General features: G+C 72.0%; 12 protein-coding genes. 8 read left to right on the top strand and 4 right to left on the bottom strand.

All coding sequences use genetic code 11. The features are described 5' to 3' along the window. Positions 1–12: 12 nt before the first annotated feature. The 5 genes from OM076_RS03490 to iolB are packed head-to-tail and all read left to right on the top strand — an operon-like array spanning position 13 to position 5,837. Positions 13–1,206, top strand: coding sequence for a Gfo/Idh/MocA family protein (locus OM076_RS03490; RefSeq protein WP_270037998.1), 1,194 nt, complete (start codon positions 13–15; stop codon positions 1,204–1,206). Then, complete coding sequence (gene iolG, locus OM076_RS03495) at positions 1,206–2,231, top strand: inositol 2-dehydrogenase (protein ID WP_270037999.1); 1,026 nt, start codon at positions 1,206–1,208, stop codon at positions 2,229–2,231. The genes OM076_RS03490 and iolG overlap by 1 nt, the downstream gene beginning before the upstream one ends. Continuing rightward, positions 2,228–3,160 carry a 5-dehydro-2-deoxygluconokinase gene (gene iolC / locus OM076_RS03500; RefSeq protein ID WP_270038000.1) on the top strand — a complete coding sequence of 311 codons (933 nt, stop codon included), beginning with the start codon at positions 2,228–2,230 and terminating at the stop codon, positions 3,158–3,160. The genes iolG and iolC overlap by 4 nt, the downstream gene beginning before the upstream one ends. After that, the gene (iolD, locus tag OM076_RS03505) at positions 3,157–5,040 is read left to right on the top strand and encodes a 3D-(3,5/4)-trihydroxycyclohexane-1,2-dione acylhydrolase (decyclizing) (RefSeq protein WP_270038001.1); all 1,884 of its coding nucleotides are present in this window, start codon (positions 3,157–3,159) and stop codon (positions 5,038–5,040) included. Before iolC ends, iolD begins: the two co-directional genes overlap by 4 nt. Next, on the top strand, positions 5,040–5,837 hold the full coding sequence (iolB, locus tag OM076_RS03510; RefSeq protein WP_270038002.1) for a 5-deoxy-glucuronate isomerase: 798 nt from the start codon (positions 5,040–5,042) through the stop codon (positions 5,835–5,837). The genes iolD and iolB overlap by 1 nt, the downstream gene beginning before the upstream one ends. Here iolB and OM076_RS03515 read toward each other — a convergent pair. Next, positions 5,761–6,840, bottom strand: coding sequence for a sensor histidine kinase (locus tag OM076_RS03515; RefSeq protein ID WP_270038003.1), 1,080 nt, complete (start codon positions 6,838–6,840; stop codon positions 5,761–5,763). The two genes, iolB and OM076_RS03515, sit on opposite strands and share 77 nt — an antisense overlap. Continuing rightward, positions 6,837–7,499 (bottom strand): response regulator transcription factor, encoded by a 663-nt coding sequence (locus tag OM076_RS03520; protein WP_270038004.1) that lies wholly within the window; start codon positions 7,497–7,499, stop codon positions 6,837–6,839. Before OM076_RS03520 ends, OM076_RS03515 begins: the two co-directional genes overlap by 4 nt. An 88-nt stretch (positions 7,500–7,587) precedes the next feature. Here OM076_RS03520 and OM076_RS03525 point away from each other — a divergent pair, with 88 nt between their 5' ends. The 3 genes from OM076_RS03525 (at position 7,588) to OM076_RS03535 (ending at position 10,167) form a co-directional block, all read left to right on the top strand. Further along, the gene (locus OM076_RS03525) at positions 7,588–8,088 is read left to right on the top strand and encodes a M15 family metallopeptidase (protein WP_270038005.1); all 501 of its coding nucleotides are present in this window, start codon (positions 7,588–7,590) and stop codon (positions 8,086–8,088) included. 130 nt (positions 8,089–8,218) lie between these two features. Continuing rightward, a complete protein-coding gene (locus OM076_RS03530; protein ID WP_270038006.1) occupies positions 8,219–8,572 on the top strand; it encodes a DUF485 domain-containing protein in 354 nt (117 codons plus the stop codon). A 14-nt stretch (positions 8,573–8,586) separates the two neighbouring features. Further along, positions 8,587–10,167: a solute symporter family protein gene (locus tag OM076_RS03535; protein ID WP_372517994.1), complete on the top strand. Its 1,581-nt coding sequence runs from the start codon at positions 8,587–8,589 to the stop codon at positions 10,165–10,167. Here the strand turns inward: OM076_RS03535 and OM076_RS03540 are convergent. Then, positions 10,157–11,869 (bottom strand): hypothetical protein, encoded by a 1,713-nt coding sequence (locus OM076_RS03540; RefSeq protein WP_270038008.1) that lies wholly within the window; start codon positions 11,867–11,869, stop codon positions 10,157–10,159. The two genes, OM076_RS03535 and OM076_RS03540, sit on opposite strands and share 11 nt — an antisense overlap. A 74-nt stretch (positions 11,870–11,943) precedes the next feature. Continuing rightward, complete coding sequence (locus tag OM076_RS03545; RefSeq protein ID WP_270038009.1) at positions 11,944–16,197, bottom strand: GH92 family glycosyl hydrolase; 4,254 nt, start codon at positions 16,195–16,197, stop codon at positions 11,944–11,946. Positions 16,198–16,706: the final 509 nt, after the last annotated feature.

A 16,706-nucleotide genomic window follows, 5' to 3' on the forward strand; every position in this document is an offset into this window, starting at 1 on the left:
GGCGACCGTCAAGTGGTAGAGCGCTCTAATCGCGAACGACGCCAGATCGGGGTCGGCGTCATCGGCCTCGGCTGGCTCGGGCACGCCCACGCGCGCTCGATGCAGCGCATCCGCACCCACTTCGAGGACCGGACGTTCGACCCGGTCCTCGCCCACTGCGCCGACACCGTGCCGGCGCGGCGTGACGAGGCGCTGGGCTCGTTCGGCTTCGCCGCGGCGTCTGCCGACTGGCGCGCGGTGATCGACGACCCGGCGGTCGAGGTCGTGTTCATCACCGCGCCGAACATGCTCCACCTCGAGCTGATCGAGGCCGCCGCGCAGGCGGGCAAGCACGTGTTCTGCGAGAAGCCCGTCGGCGGGACGCCGGCGCAGACCGCACGCGCCGAGCAGGTCTGCCGGCACGCGGGCGTGATCACCGGCGTGGGCTTCAACTACCGCTGGGCGCCGCTCGTGCGCTACGCCAAGCAGCAGCTCGACACGGGTTCGCTCGGCGCGCTCACCAACTACCGCGGGCGCTTCTTCTCGATGTACGGCGCCGACCCGCTCGGCCTGCTCTCCTGGCGCTTCCTGCTCGACGAGGGCGGCTACGGCGTGACGAGCGACCTGCTCTCTCACGCCGTCGATCTCGCCCACTTCCTGGTCGGCCCGATCACCCGCCTGGTGGGCACCACGGAGACGTTCATCCGCGAGCGCCCGCTGGCGATCCCGGGCGCCGGGCACTACGGCCGCGGCCGCCCCGAGGACCCGCGCGGCGAGGTCACCAACGAGGATTACGCGGCGGTGTTGTGCGAGTTCTCGGGCGGCGCCCGCGGCACGTTCGAGGCCAGCCGCGCGATCGTCGGGCCAGAGAGTCAGATGGCGTTCGACGTCTACGGCACCGACGGCGCGCTGGGTTGGAACCTCGAGGACCTCAACCGGCTGCGCCACTACCGGCGCACCGACGATCCCTCGTCCGGGTACACGACCGTCTATGGCGGCGACCGCTTTCCGTACCACGGCGCGTTCGTGCCGGGCGCGGCGAACGGGATCGGGTTCGAGGACCTGATCGTCATCGAGGACCTCGAGTACCTGCGCGCGGTGGTCGAGGATCGCCAGCACGAGGTCGGCTTCGCCCAGGCGCTCGAGTGGGTGGCGGTGCAGGCCGCGCTGCTGCGCTCGGTGCAGTCCGGGAGCTGGGAGAACGTCGTGTCACTGCGGGAGGACTGATGGCGATCGCGACGGAGACATTGCGCATCGGGGTGCTCGGCGTCGGCCGGATCGGGCGCATGCACGCCGAGCTGCTCGAGCGTCAGGTGCCGGGCGCGGCGGTGTCGGTGGTCTATGACGCCTACGAGCCGGTCGCGCGCGAGGTGGCGGCGCGGTTGGGCGTGCTCGCCGCCGAGACGGCGGAGGAGCTGATCGCGGCGCCCGAGGTGGATGCGGTCGCGATCTGCACGCCGACCGGGTTCCACGTCGACCAGATCATCGCCGCCGCGCAGGCCGGCAAGGCGGTCTTCTGCGAGAAGCCCGTGTCGCTCGACCTGGCGACCCTGGACCGGGCGCTGACGGTCGTGGCGTCGACCGGCGTGCCGTTCCAGATCGGGTTCAACCGCCGGTTCGACCCCGCCCACGCGGCCGTCGCCGCCGCGGTGGCCGACGGGACCGTGGGCGAGCCGCACATCGCCCGCATCACCAGCCGCGACCCTGACCCGCCGCCCCTGGAGTACGCTCGCAGCTCAGGCGGCCTGTTCCTGGACATGACGATCCACGACTTCGACATGGCGCGTTACGTGGTCGGCTCGGAGATCGAGGAGGTCTATGCGCGTGCCGCCGTCAGGGTCGACCCGGCGATCGCCGGCGTCGGCGACGTCGACACCGCGGTGATCACCCTCGTTCACGAGAACGGCTGCCTGACGACGATCGACAACTCGCGCCGTGCGCGCTACGGCTACGACCAGCGCGTCGAGGTGTTCGGCTCGGAGGGCATGGCGGCCTCCGGCAACCCGCTCGGGCACACGGCGACCGTCTCGACCGCCACCGGGACCTCGTCGGCGACGCTGCCGTACTTCTTCCTCGAGCGCTACATCCCGAGCTACCTGCGCGAGTGGCAGGCGTTCGTGCACGCCGTCAGCACCGGGGTGCCGCCCGCGGTGGGCCCGCGCGACGCCCGCGCGCCGCTCGTGGCGGGGCTGGCGGCCTGGATGTCCGTCCGCGAAGGGCGGCCGGTGAAGACCGCGGAGGTGACGGCATGACCGCATTGGACCTCTTGACGATGGGGCGGATCAGCGTCGATCTCTACCCGGAGCAGATCGGCGTGGGGCTCGAGGACGTGGCGACGTTCGCCAAGTCGCTCGGCGGCTCGCCGACGAACGTCGCGGTGGCCGCGGCCCGGCTGGGCGCCGCGGCGGCCGTCATCACGAAGGTCGGGGACGACCCGTTCGGCGTCTACTGCCGCCGCGCGCTGCGCGAGTTCGGCGTCGACGACCGCTTCGTCGGCGTGCATCCGACGCTGCGGACGCCGCTCGCGTTCTGCGAGGTGCACCCGCCCGACGACTTCCCGTTGCTCTTCTACCGCGAGCCGACCGCGCCCGATCTCACGATCACGGTCGACGAGCTCGACTTCGACGCGATCCGCGGCGCGGGGTTCCTGTGGACGACGGGCACCGGGCTCAGCGCGGAGCCGAGCCGCGCGGCGACGCTCGCCGCGCTCGAGGCGCGAGCGGGCGCGCCGGTCATCCACGACCTCGACCACCGGCCGATGTTCTGGGCCGATCCGGCCGAGGCGACCGAATACGCCCGTCAGGCGCTGCGCTTCGCCACCGTCGCGGTCGGCAATCGCGAGGAGGTCGAGGTCGCCGTCGGCACGCGCGACCCGCACACCGCGGCCGACCGGCTGCTCGAGCTCGGCGTGCAGGTCGCGGTCGTCAAGCAGGGTCCCGCCGGCGTGCTCGTCGCGACGGCGGAGCGCCGCACCGAGATCCCGCCCGTCCCCACCGACGTCGTCTGCGGGCTCGGGGCGGGCGACGCCTTCGGCGGCTCGCTCGCCTATGGCCTGCTGCAAGGCTGGCCGCCCGAGCGGGCGGTGCGGATGGCCAACGCCGCCGGCTCGATCGTCGCCTCGCGGCTGGCGTGCGCGGACGCGATGCCCACCCTCCACGAGCTCGAAGGAGTCCTGACATGAGGCTCACGGTCGCGCAGGCCCTCGTCCGCTTCCTCGCGGTCCAGCAGGTGGAGCGCGACGGTGTCCCCACGCCGTTCTTCGCCGGCTGTCTCGGCATCTTCGGGCACGGCAACCTCTCCGGCATGGGGCAGGCGCTCTCGGAGGGTCACCTGCGCTACGTCCCGGCCCGCAACGAGCAGTCGATGGTGCACGTCGCCACCGCCTACGCGCGCCAGCGCAACCGCCTCGCGACGTGGGCGTGCACGTCCTCGGTGGGTCCGGGCGCGACGAACATGGTCACCGGCGCGGCGGTCGCCACCGTCAACCGGCTCCCGGTCCTGCTGCTCCCGGGCGACACGTTCGCCACCCGTGCGCCGCACCCCGTGCTGCAGCAGATCGAGGCGCCGCACGACGCGATCATGACCGCCAACGACGCGTTCAAGCCGGTGTCGCGCTTCTTCGACCGCATCACGCGGCCGGAGCAGCTCGTCCCCTCGCTGCTGGAGGCGATGCGGGTGCTCACCGACCCGGCGGAGACCGGCGCGGTGGTGCTCGCGCTGCCCGAGGACCTGCAGACCGAGGCGGTCGAGGTGCCCGACGCGTTCCTCGAGGAGCGGGTGTGGACGATCTGGCGCCGGCCGCCCGCCCCGGGTGCGATCGAGCGCGCCGTGGCGCTGATCGCGTCGGCCCAGCGCCCGCTGATCGTCGCCGGCGGCGGCACGGTCTACGCCGAGGCGCTCAGCGAGCTGCACGCGTTCTCGGCCTTGACCGGCATCCCCGTGTGCGAGACGCAGGCCGGTCGCGGCGCGCTGCTCTCCGACAACCCGCTCGCGCTCGGCGCGGTCGGCGCGACCGGCACCGCGGCGGCGAACGCAATGGCCGCCGAGGCCGATGTGGTGATCGGCGTCGGGACGCGCTGGGGCGACTTCACGACGGCGTCCAAGACCGCGTTCCAGGACCCGGGCGTGCGGTTCGTCAACGTCAACGTGGCCTCGCTGGACGTGCACAAGCACGCGGGTGTGGCGGTCGAGGCCGACGCGCGCGAGGCGCTGGTCGCGCTGCGCGCGGCGTTGACGGGGCACCGCGCCCCCGCGGCCTGGACGACCCGCGCCGGGGAGCTCTCGGGCGCGTGGGCGCGAACCGTCGCCGAGCTCGTCGCGCCCGGCCCGGCGGACGCTCCGCTGCGCCAGTCGGCGGTCATCGGCGCCGTCAACGACGTCGCGGGCGACAGCGGCGTCGTCGTCAACGCGGCCGGCTCGGCGCCCGGCGACCTGCACAAGCTCTGGCGCGCCCGCGACCCGCTCGGGAAGGGCTACCACGTCGAGTACGGCTTCTCGTGCATGGGTTACGAGGTTCCGGGCGGGATGGGCGTCAAGCTGGCGGCGCCGGAGCGCGAGGTGTGGGTGCTGGTAGGCGATGCCTCGTGGCTGATGTCGCCCGGGGAGCTCGTGACCGCGGTCCAGGAGCGGATCCCGATCCGGATCGTGCTGGTCGACAACCACGGGTACGCGTCGATCGGCGCGCTCTCGCGCTCGGTCGGCTCGGCGGGCTTCGGCACGATCCTGCGCTCCGCCGACAACGGGCAGCTGCCGCGCGACGACAACGGCGGGCTGCCCGCGCCGCTGCCGGTCGACCTGGCGGCCAGCGTGGCCGCGCTCGGCGTGCCGGTGACCCGCGCGGAGACGCTGGAGGAGCTGCGTTCGGCGCTGGAAGGGATGCGCGGCGCGGCCGGTCCGACCTGTGTGTACGTCGAGACCGACCGCTACCAGGGCGTTCCCGACTTCGACGGCTGGTGGGACGTGCCCGTCGCCGAGGTGGGCGGCGAGGCATCCGTCCGAGAGGCGCGCGCGGCCTATGAGCGGGCGCGTGCCCGGCAGCGCGCCTACGTGGAGACCAACTGATGGCGTCCGAGTTGCTCGTCCCGCCCGCGACCGAGGGCACGACGATCGTCGCCGTCACGCCGGAGCTCGCGGGCTGGACCTACGTGGGTTTCGAGGCGCTGCGGCTCGCCGAGGGCGAGACCGCCGCGCGCGACACCGGTGAGCGCGAGCTGTGCGTCGTCGTGATCGCCGGTCACGCCGACGTCGGCGAGTGGACCGGGCTCGGCTCCCGCGCGACGCCGTTCGAGGGGGCGCCCGACGCGGCCTACCTCCCACCGGGGTCGAGCGTGACCGTGCGCGGTGGCGCGGGCGGCGCGGAGATCGGCTTGTGCTGGGCGCCGGCGCCATCCGGCGGAGCTTCGGCGCGCGTCCTACCGGGCTCGGAGATCGAGCCCGAGACCCGCGGCACCGGCACGATGACCCGCACGATCCACAACATCCTGATGAGCGGTCGCGAGGCCGAGCGCCTGCTGGTCACCGAGGTCCAGACGCCTGCCGGGCACTGGTCGAGCTACCCGCCGCACCGGCACGAACGCGACGCGCCGCCGGAGGAGACGCTGCTCGAGGAGACGTACTACCACCGGGTCGATCCGGCGCACGGCTTCGTCGTCCAGCGCGTCTACACCGACGATCGCGAGCTCGACGAGGCGCTCGTCGCCCGCGACCGCGACACGGTGCTCGTCCCGCGCGGCTACCACCCGGTCGGCGTCCCGCCCGGGTACCGCTCCTACTACCTGAACGTCATGGCCGGTCCACGCCGCGCGTGGCAGTTCCACAACGACCCCGATCACGCATGGCTGATGGCAGGACCACCGTGACCACCAGGCCACCGCCGTCGCGCGGGACGATGGTCAGCGTCCCGGAGTGCAGGGTCGTGATCCGCGCGACGAGCGCCAGGCCGAGCCCGTAACCCTCGCCGCGTGTCCTGCCGTTCCCGCGCAGGAACGGCTCGACGAGCCGGGCGGCGGCCTGCGGCGAGTACAGCGCACCGTCGTTCTCGACCCGCAGCGTGCCGTCTGCGGTCGTGGTGACGAGCGCGGTCGTGTAGCCGTGGCGGATCGCGTTCTGCACGAGGTTGGCCGCCACCTGCGTGAGCAGCGCCGGGTCGCCGGTGACGGTGGCCGGAGCGAGCACGGCCTCGACGGTGACGGCGCCGGGCTCGGCCTCGGCGAGCGCCTCGCGGGTGATCTCGGCGAGGTCGACGGACTGGAAGGTCGCGCTGACGGCGTTCGCGTCGGCGAGCCGCAGGAGCGCCTCGAGCAGCCCGACGCTGCGGGCGTTGGTGAGCTGCAGGCGGCGCAGCAGCTCGTTGTCCTGCTTTGGATCGGCGCGAGCGACGTCGAGCATCGTGGCGGTGACCGCCAAGGGCGTGCGCAGCTCGTGCGACGCGTTGGCGACGAAGCGCTCCTGCATGGCGAACGCGCTGTCGAGCCGGGCGAGCATGTCGTCGAAGTTGTCGGCCAGCTCCTTGAACTCGTCGCTGCGCCCGGTGAGGTTGATGCGATGGTCGAGCCGCCCGCCCGCCGCGATCCGCGCGGCCTCGTTGATGTCCTGCAGCGGACGCAGGATCCAGCCCGCGAGCAGCCACCCGCCCACGAGGCCGATCACGGCGAGCAGCGCCAGGCTCCACGCCGAGTACGTCACGACCGCGTGCAGGATCTCGGGCCGCGAGGCGACGACCGGCGGGTCCTGCGGGTTCGCCGCCGTGAGCGGGTAGTTCGGGACGTAGCGCAGGACGACGTAGACCGCGAACGCGACGACGGCGCCGGCGGCGACGAGGAATGCGGCGTAGCTCAAAGTGAGCCGTAGGCGGGCGCTCATGGCGCGGCGAGGCGGTAGCCGGCGCCGGACACGGTGACGATCAGGTCGGGCTCGCCGAGCGCCTTGCGCAGCGTCGACATCGTCACCCGCGGCGCGGTCGTGAGCGGGTCGGCGTGCTCGTCCCACGCCTTCTCGAGCATCGTCTCCGCGCTCACCACGCCGCCGTCCGCGCGCAGCAGCAGTTCGAGCACGGCGAACTGCTTGCGGGTGAGCTTCACGTAGCGGCCGTCGCGGTAGACCTCGCGGCGGAACGGGTCCAGCGTGACGCCGGCGAACTCCAGCACGGGCGGTGCGACCGCCGGCGGCCGGCGCGCGAGGGCGCGCAGGCGCACGACCAGCTCCTCGAAGGCGAATGGCTTGGCCAGGTAGTCGTCGGCCCCGAGCGCGAAGCCACCGAGCTTGTCGTCCAGGCGCGCGGCCGCGGTCAGCATCACGATCCTCACGCCGGGGTGTTCGCGGGCCACTACCCGCGCGACCTCGTCGCCGTGGGTGCCGGGGAGATCGCGGTCCAGCACGAGGACGTCGTATTCGGTGACGGCGATGCGCGCGAGCGCCTCGTCGCCGTCGAGCGCGATGTCGGCGGCGATCGCCTCGCGCCGCAGGCCCGTCTGCAGCGCCTCGGCGAGGAAGCGCTCGTCCTCGGCGATCAGCACCCGCATCCAGTCCACTGTAGGCGGGGCGAGGTTGCGAAAAGGTATGCGAAAGCGCGTACGCGGACGCAACGGGCGCGGCGCTTGCCTGGATGGGATGAACCGCACGATTCCCCGTTGTCTCGCGGTCGCCGCCGTGGCCGCCGCCTGCTTGTACTACGCGCTCGACACCTCGGGGGCGAGCCCGTCCGCCCCGCGCGTCGTCGCGACCGCGACTCCCTCGGCCAAGGGCCTCGATCCCGCGCTCCAGCGTGCGCTGACCCGCGCGACCGCCGCCGCGCGGCGCGATGGGATCACGGTGCGCGTCACGAGCGGCCGGCGCAGCAAGCAGTACCAGCAGCAACTGCTCGACGAGGCGATCGTCCGCTACGGCAGCAAGCGGATCGCGCGCCAGTACGTCAACACCCCCGGCCGTTCGACCCACGTCAAGGGGTTGGCGGTCGACATCGGCCCGACCGACGCCGCCTACTGGATGATCCAGCACGGCCCGGAGTTCGGGCTCTGCCAGATCTACGCGAACGAGGTCTGGCATTTCGAGCGGGTGACCAAGCCGGGCGGGACGTGCCCGCCGCTGAAGGCCAACGCGGCGGGCGGTTGAGCGCGCGCCGCCTGTCGCTCCCGTGTGACCGTTCGTCGCGCCACAGCGACCGCTGATCGATTCACGGTTTCGCGATGGGCCACCGCGCGTACGTTCACCGCGATACCCCGCGGTGAGGAGGAGAGACGCGATGGTGGACTGGGATGGCATCGAGCGCTCGGAGGAGTTCCGCGAGCTGGTCAAGAAGCGGCGGAGCTTCGTCGTCCCCGCGACGATCTTCTTCCTCGCGTACTACATGGCGTTCATCATCGTGGCCGGGTACGCGCCCGACTTCATGGGCGAGTCCGTCTATGAGGGGTTGACCGTCGGCTACTGCTACGCGCTGACGCAGTTCGTCATGGTCTTCGTGCTGGGCATCTGGTACCTGCGCAAGGCCGAGAAGGAGTTCGACCCGCTCTCCGATGCGGTCGCGGCCGCCGGGGTCGCCGACGAGGAGACCGGGCGCTTCGAGCGCGGCGAACCGCGTCAGGAGGTCGCGCGATGACGCTGCTCGCCGACATCAACACCGAGGCCGTGGTGATCTTCGCCATCGTCCTCTCGATCACGCTCGGGATCACCTTCTGGGCGTCGAAGCGGGCGACGAGCGCGGTCGGCTTCTACGCCGCGGGCCGCCAGATCACCGGCCGCCAGAACGGCTTGGCGATCTCCGGCGACTACCTCAGCGCCGCGTCGTTCCTCGGCATCGCGGGCCTGATCTTCCTCTACGGCTTCGACGGGTTCCTGTACTCGATCGGGTTCCTCGTCGCGTTCCTGACGGTGATGTTCCTGCTCGCCGAGCGGATGCGCAACGCGGGCAAGTACACGATCGCCGACGTGCTCTCCTTCCGTCTGAACGAGACGCCGGCGCGCGCTGCCGCGGCCCTGGGCACGTTCGCCGTCGTGACCTTCTACCTGATCGCGCAGATGGTCGGCGCGGGCGTGCTGATCCAGGCGCTCGTGGGCATCGACTTCTCGCTCGCCGTGATCATCACCGGCGTCTTCATGCTCTGTTACGTGATCTTCGGCGGCATGGTCGCCACGACGTGGGTGCAGATCGTCAAGGCCGTACTGCTGATGGCGGGCATCCTCGTGATGTCGATCTTCGTGCTCGGCAAGGTCGGCTTCAACCCGGTCGAGCTGTTCAACCGGGCGGAGGCGAACACGACCGCCGAGTCGACGTTCTCGCTCGGCCCGGGCACCTACCTGCCCAAGCCGCTGGACACCGTGTCGCTGGGGCTCGCGCTCGTGCTCGGCACGGCCGGGCTGCCGCACATCCTGATGCGGTTCTTCACGGTGCGCAACGCCAAGGCCGCGCGCTCGAGCGTGGTCTGGGCGATGTTCATCATCGGCTTCTTCTACCTGCTGACGACGTTCATCGGCTTCGGCGCTCGCGCGTTCCTGGGCGAGGGCGGCGTGGAGGCGGCGGGCAAGGGCGGCAATCTCGCCGCGCCGAACCTGGCGGCGTTCCTCGGCGGCGGCGAGGGGACGTTCGGCGGCGATCTCTTCCTGGCGCTGATCGCGGGCGTGGCGTTCGCCACGATCCTCGCGGTCGTGGCCGGGTTGGTGCTGAGCGCGTCGAGCGCGTTCTCGCACGACATCTGGTCCTCGATCGTGCGCAAGGGCCAGGACTCCGAGCACGAGGAGGTCATGGTGGCGCGCATCGCCGCGTTCGCGATCGGGCTGATCGCGATCATCATCGCCGTCATCGGCGGCTCGGGCCTGAACGTGTCGTTCATGGTCGGCCTGGCGTTCGCCGTCGCCGCCAGCGCGAACTTCCCGGCGCTGCTGCTCGCGCTGACGTGGCGGCGGTTCAATACGACCGGCGCGATCACCGGCGTCCTGCTCGGCGTCGTGAGCTCGATCTTCCTGGTGATCGTGAGCCCGAAGGTGTGGCCCGGCGCCGACACCGTGACCGGCTCGCCGATCGGCTGGGAGCTCTCGAACCCGGGCATCATCTCGATCCCGCTCGGCTTCCTCGGCTGCTACCTGGGCACGATGCTCAGCCGCGAGCACAAGGCGGAGCGCACGTTCAACGAGCTGTTCGTGCGCTCAGAGACCGGGTTGGGATCCGAGCGCCCGATCGAGGCGGTCACGCACTGACGGGGGAACCCACAGGGGCGGAAACGAAGGGCCACGAGCTGTCCGCGCGGGTGCGAGCGCGGAACGACTGCCTCGTGGCCCTTCGCGTTGCGCGGTAGGCGCCGTGGCCGTCGGTCCGGACGAGTGCGACGACGCGTCTCCCCGCGCGGATCTCCACGAGCACCCCGCCGTGCGGGATGTGGCCGCCGCGCAGGCGGCCCGAGAAGCGCACGAGCGCGCCGTGGCGGCTCGCGCGCAACGTGCCGGCGGCGGTGACCAGCAGGCGCACGGTCGCGGCGCCGATCTTCAGGTCGCGTGAGGCGCCCGCGGGGGCGACGTAGGTGAAGCGCCCGTCGCTCGCGCTGCCGATGCTTCCCTCGCGCCGCGCCGTCGCGCCGCGCATGCGCAGCTTGGCTCCCACGTCGAGGGTCGCCCCGGCGGCTGGCGCTCCGTCCGCGCCGGTCACGCGCCCCCGGACCTCGACCCGCTTGCCGTAGGAGACCTTGATCGTTCGCCTCGAGAGCGAGACGTTGCGGACCGGTGCGATCGCGGCGGGCGGCGTGAGGGCGGGCGGCGACGGGGGCGTCGCGGCGGACGCGGACGTAGCCGCCGGGATGGTCAGCGCGGCGCTGCGGACGCTGGTCGCGCCGCCGAGGTCGGTGGCCGTCACGACCGCGCGGACAGCGTGGCCGGCGTCGGCGGCGGACACCCGGTAGCGCGAGTGCGTGGCGCTCTCGATCCCACCGCACTCGGGTGCGCAGCGCAGCCAGCGATACGTGTACGCGACGGCCTGGCCATCGAACCCGGCGGGCGTCGCCGTGAGCGTGTCGCCGGTGCGCGCGACGGTCACCTGACCCGCGACCGGCGGGGAGTTGTCGCTCATTCGCGTGACCGGCCCGTAGACCGTCTCGAGGTTGCCGGCGGCATCCTCGAGCGTGGCGCTCACGACGTGGGCGCCATCGGGAACCCGCGCGCTGTCGAACGCCAGCTCCACCGGTGCGGCCGGCGGACACGGGACCACCGCCTGGAAGCCATGTGCGTCACCCGGCAAGGACTCGCACGACAGCGCTGTCGCGCGCACGGTGCCGTCGACCGTGAGCGCCGCGCGGGCCAGCCCGGAGCCGCGGTCGGCCGCGGCGAAGGTCACCGCGGCAAGGCCGTGCGCGGTCTCGGGGAGCCCGGCGACGTGGGTGGCGGCCGGCGCCTCGGGGTCGTCGAGCTCCGCGGACAGGGCCGAGGTGCTCGTCTGCACGGGCCCGGCGCACAGGGCTGCCCGACACGTCTGACGGAGCTCGATCAGCGAGCTCCCGGCAGGCAACGCGAACGTTCGCGCGGCCTCGCCCAAGTCGCCGGCCCAGGAGGCGACGAGGCCGATGTCGGTGTCGAGCTCGACGTGTGCGCCAGGCTCACGGGCGCCGCTGACACTTCCCGTCCAGCGCACCTGCGTGAACGCGGTGCCCTCGGGCGCGCGCAGCCACCAACCGCCGGTCTGGCTCGCCGGGATCATCCCCGGCGCCCACTCGAACACGGCTGAGGACTCCGGCCCGCGGCAGCGGTCGTAGTGGTTCATCGTCGGCACCGGTACTTCATACGGCTCGAACGGGTGCATCGACAGCGGGGCGTGGTCGGGGCCGGAGCACGCATAGACGCGGTAGGGAGCCGCGAGGGCCGCCGGCGGCGCGAGGAGCAGCGCGGCCGCGGCGATGGGGAGGATGGACTTCATGGCCCTTGTAGGGCCGCGCGGCGAAAACTACTCGGCCGGCGACGCGCGAATGCGCCGCCGGCCGAGCGGTTGGGCTACGGGTTCGTCGTCGAGAGCGTGAACGTCAGCGTCTGGCTGTACGCGCCCGTCCGGAGCGGGTCGTTCGCGTCGACGTGCTGCTTGAACGTGATGCCGACGACGCCGCCGGTCACGGGACCGTTCCAGGTCGCCGGCGCCAGGTCGACCACCAGCGGGCTCGCGAGCGCGAACGCGCCATTGGCCAGGTGGCCGGGGTCGGACACGGTCAGCGCCGCGTCGGCCGCCGTCGAGGTGACCGTCGCCGTCGTGGCCGCGCTGTAGTCCTTCGTCACGCCCGGCGCGAACGCGCCGAAGCTCGCCGGCGCGCCCAGCGTCAGCGCGAGCGTCGCCGGCACCGAGCCGCCGACGGGCGCGTCGGCCGACGTCGAGACGATCGGCTTGCCGTCGGTCGCGACCGCGAAGACGTGGATCGCCGAGTTGCCCGCCGTCGGCGAGGTCAGACGGACCCACGCGGGCCGCTTGCCCGCGGCGAGCGGGAGCGTGGTCGAGTACATCGCGGCGTGGGTGGTGTCCGTCCCGGCCGTCGTGTCGCGGTAGGTCGTCTCGAACACCAGCGAGTTGTTCGCCTGCAGGTTGCCGGGCGTCCAGTCGCTGAACGACAGCGGCGCGCTCACGAGCGAGCCGTCCGTGTACGCGATTGTCGCGACCGTGTCGGCCGGGCCCTTGATCGCGGTGGCGAGGAAGCCGAGCTTCGTCGCCCCCTCGACCGGGCCGAGCGCGATCCGCTGGCCCGCGACCTCCAGGTTGTCGAAGCCGGGGGTCGGCACATCCGGCCAGGTGTAGCTGAGCCCGTCGGCGTTGATCGACGCGCCCGGCGCGGCGCCCTTGGCCGCCAGCGCCTCCTTCGAGAACGCGTGCCCGGTCCAGTCCAGCGACGCCTCCGCGTGGAACGCGTCACGCGCGATCCCGGCCTGATCGAACAGCTGGGTCAAGGGCAGCGGACCGCGCTTGTCGAGCGTGATCGCGAACACGTGGATGAAGCCGGCGCCGGCGGCCGGGAGGCTCAGCGACACGGGGGTCTTGCCCGGGTCGAGCGCGATCGCGGCCGAGAACAGGAACGCCTTCACGTTCTCGGTGCCGGTGCTGGTCGTGCGGCGCGGCGTCACCGCGACCTGGCGGTTGCCGGCCGACGGCTGCGAGCCGCCGCCGCCGAGCGTCCAGTCGCCGAACTGCACCGGTGCCTGCGAGGTGCTGCCGTCGCTGTAGGTGACCGTGGCGGTCGTCTTCGACGGGCCGTTGGCGGCAGAGCCGAGGACGCCGATCCGGATCGCGCCGGTCGTGTCACCGAGCGCGATGCGCGTGCCGTCGGTGAGGTAGTTGTCGTTCGAGCCCGTCGCGACGTCCGGCCAGGTGTAGTCGAACCCGCCGATCGAGACCTTGGCGCCGCCGCTGATGCCGACACCCGCGAGGGCCTCGCGGGAGTAGCTGTGCCCGGTCGAGTCGAACGCCGGACCGGCCGTGTGCGTGTCGGTGACCGTGCCGACGCTGTTGAACAGCGCCGACAGCGGCTTCGGATCGTCGACCGCGACCTTGGCGACGACCTTCGGCAGCGTCTCGCCGGTCGAGGCCTTCAGGCCGAGATCGAGCGTCGCCTTCGTGCCCTTCGGCGTGCTCGCGTCCGCGCTGATCGTGACGTCGGCCGTGGCGCGGGCGCCCGGGGCGAGCACGATCGGGTCGGCCGCCAGCGAGATGTGGTCGGCCGGCGCGTTGTTGAGCGTCACCGTGAGCGGCGCCGTCGTCGTGTTCTGCAGCGTCAGCGTCGCGCCGGCCTTGCCGCCCGGATCGAGTTGCAGGTTCGACGGGTCGAGCGCCGCGATCGCCGGCTGCTCCCCGCCGCGGAACGACGGCGGCAGCGGCGCGTTCGTGCCCCACGTCGTCGCGGTGTCGGTCAGGTCGTAGTCGAGCGTGTGGTCGCCGGAGATGAAGCTCTCCGCCAGCCACGGCTGGTTGTAGGCCGCGCCGTCGAGCTTGAGCGCGGCGACGTACGGCTTGCCGGCGGCCGCCGCCGGGGCGTTGATCGTCAGCGTCTGACCGCTCTGACGGTGGACGACGACCTTCGTGAACGTCGGGCTGCCGAGGATCATCTCGGCGCGGCCCGGGATCATCGGGTACATGCCCATCGCGGCGAAGACGTACCAGGAGGACATCGTCCCGAGGTCGTCGTTGCCGGGGATGCCGCGGGTCGCGGTCGTCCACAGCGTGTCCTGGACCTGGCGCACGACCTGCTGCGTCTTGGCCGGCTCACCCGACCAGGCGAACAGCCACGGTGCCCACATCGACGGCTCGTTGTTGAGCTCCGGGTGCGTGCCGCCCGCGCCGGTGAACGCCCAGTTGGCGCCGTTGTGGAAGTAGGCGTCGAGGCGCTTGGAGGCCTGTGCAGGCCCGCCGAGGGCGGCGAAGAGGCCGTCGACGTTGAACGGGACGTTCCACAGGTACTGCGCGGGGCTGCCCTCGGCGAAGTCGCTGCCGCCCGCCTTGTCCATCCCCGGCCAGGTGCCGTCGGCGGCGCGGTTCTGCACGTAGCCGGAGTCCAGCCCGTCACCCGGGACCGCCGTGACGTGGAAGATGTTCTGCCAGGCCTGCGCGCGGGTCATGAACTGCGCGTTGGTGGTCATGTCGCCGAGGCGCTTGGCCAGGTCGGCGATCGCGAAGTCCGCGGTCGAGTTCTCGAGCGTCTCGCTCGCCCCGCTCCACGCGTTGGACGGGTTCGGGTAGAAGCCGTCGAGCAGGAATCGGTCCAGCGACGGGCGCTGGCCCTTGGCGGTGTTCATCCAGCCGATATGGCTCAGGTCCGCGGGCGTCGGGACCGTCGCGGCCTTGACCAGCGACTGCAGCCCGGCCTGCGCGTTCCACTTCGTGCCGCCGAACGCCAGGACGGTGTCGACGAACGCGGGCGACGGGTCGCCGGACATGACGGACACGGCGCCGGAGTTGTGCGTCCAGCGATCCCAGCGGCCATCGGCATCCTGCGTGGACTGGTTGTAGAGCGACTGCGCCATGTCGCTGGCGACGCTCGGATCCAGGAACGAGACGAGCTGCACCTGGCTGCGGTAGATGTCCCAGCCCGAGAACGTCGCGTACTGTGCGCCCTGGCCCGGCTCGATCGTGTGCGTCTTCTGATCCATCCCGCGGTAGCGGCCGTCGACGTCGGAGTAGACGTTCATGTGCAGCAGCGAGTGGTAGAGCGCCGTGTAGAAGATCTTCTGCTGCGCGGCGGTGCCGCCGTCGATCTCGATCCGGTTCAGCTGCGTGTTCCACGCGTCGTGGGCCTTGGTGGCGACGCCGTCGAAGCTCGTGCCCTCGGGCTGCTCGGCGTCGAGGTTCTTCAGCGCGCCCGCCGGGTCGACGTAGGAGACGCCGACGCGGACGCCGACCTGCTTGTTCGCGCCGGTCGTGTCGAACTGGACGTAGGCGCCGGAGCCCTTGCCGGGCGTCGGGTTGCCGCCGGCCGTGCTGACGCCGCCCGAGCTGCCGCCGTCGTAGCTCGTGCCGCCGCTCGCGGTCTTCGCGTCGGCGGTGACCGTCGCGTCCTTCCACGTCCCGTAGTGCGTGAAGTCGGCGTCGAACTTCGCGACGAAGTAGAGCGTGTAGTAGCTCGTGCGGTCCGGGTTGCCGTCGAGGTTCTTATTGCCGCAGAAGTTCCCGGACGTCACGGAGCCGCTGATCGTGCGGGTGGCGGGGTCGATCGTCACGTCGGCGTCGCTGGAACCGACGAGGCCGGCGCTCGTGCGCACGAGCATCGTCGACTTGGTGCCGCTCGGGTAGGTGAAGCGGCCCGCGGCGGTGCGGGTCGTGGCCGACAGCTCGGCCTTGATGCCGCTGTCGAGGCTGACGGAGTAGTTGCCCGCCTTCGCGCTCTGGTTGGCGGTCGTGAAGCGGGAGCTGTAGGTCGCGTCTTTGACGTCCGCGGCGGGTGACGTGGTGACATCACCGACGTAGGGGAAGAACGGGACGTCGCCCGCGAGACCACCGCAGCCGGCGCCGGAGACGTGGGCGAGGCCGAACCCGCGGATGCGGTTCACGCCGTCGGAGTACCCGCTGGAGTTGACGTTCGCGGCCTGGTTGCCGTTCGTCTCGTCGGGGCTGAACTGCACCATCCCGAACGGCGTGTCCGCGCCCGGGAACACGTTGCCGCCGTTGGCGGTGCCGATCAGCGGGTCGACGAGGCTCGCCGGATCGCTCACCGCGGCGTTTGCCGCAGGGGCGAGCAGGGCCACCGCCGCGAGCGCGGCGGGCAGCAGCTTCTTCAACAAAGGGACGTCCTTGATTCAGGGGAGAGAGATGCGCGCGTGACGCTAGGCGCGCATCCCCGTCCAGCTGTAACCCCTGCGTGAAACGCCGTCGCGAGGCTCAGAATCGGCTCATCCGCCGAAAGTCAACTGCGCCGGGTGGGGAGGGGGGAGCGGCGAGCCACCCGTCCCGGGCTGCCGTGAGTCCGCCTCGCGGCTCGGCTCTGTTGCCCTCGAACTGCCGTGCCGGGATACCGATAGTTACGGGCTACGGAGAAGGAAAGCGTGTCCCACGCGCCCGTCTCTCGGTCGCCGTGGTCGACCGTGCGCGTTTGAGGCTCGGAGCGCGGGTTTCGATCGGGTTCGCACCGTTCGAGTTGGCGCGTAGGTAGGGGTGTATGACGAAACCCCCCACAGAGAGGGCGGTTCGTCACACACCCCCTTCGCGACCGGTGGTCGTTTGCTCGTCGGGTGGTCGGCGTGCGTGAGAACGCGCTTTCTGTCTCCGTGGCCCGACTGTCGGTATCCCG

It is taken from the genome of Solirubrobacter ginsenosidimutans (genome assembly GCF_027587205.1).

Excerpts from the sequence above, each read along its gene's own strand:
- iolG (WP_270037999.1), top strand. The coding sequence starts at position 1,206 with ATGGCGATCGCGACGGAGACATTGCGCATCGGGGTGCTCGGCGTCGGC.
- iolC (WP_270038000.1), top strand. The coding sequence starts at position 2,228 with ATGACCGCATTGGACCTCTTGACGATGGGGCGGATCAGCGTCGATCTC.
- iolD (WP_270038001.1), top strand. The coding sequence starts at position 3,157 with ATGAGGCTCACGGTCGCGCAGGCCCTCGTCCGCTTCCTCGCGGTCCAG.
- iolB (WP_270038002.1), top strand. The coding sequence starts at position 5,040 with ATGGCGTCCGAGTTGCTCGTCCCGCCCGCGACCGAGGGCACGACGATC.
- OM076_RS03515 (WP_270038003.1), bottom strand. The coding sequence starts at position 6,840 with ATGAGCGCCCGCCTACGGCTCACTTTGAGCTACGCCGCATTCCTCGTC.
- OM076_RS03520 (WP_270038004.1), bottom strand. The coding sequence starts at position 7,499 with ATGCGGGTGCTGATCGCCGAGGACGAGCGCTTCCTCGCCGAGGCGCTG.
- OM076_RS03525 (WP_270038005.1), top strand. The coding sequence starts at position 7,588 with ATGAACCGCACGATTCCCCGTTGTCTCGCGGTCGCCGCCGTGGCCGCC.
- OM076_RS03530 (WP_270038006.1), top strand. The coding sequence starts at position 8,219 with ATGGTGGACTGGGATGGCATCGAGCGCTCGGAGGAGTTCCGCGAGCTG.
- OM076_RS03540 (WP_270038008.1), bottom strand. The coding sequence starts at position 11,869 with ATGAAGTCCATCCTCCCCATCGCCGCGGCCGCGCTGCTCCTCGCGCCG.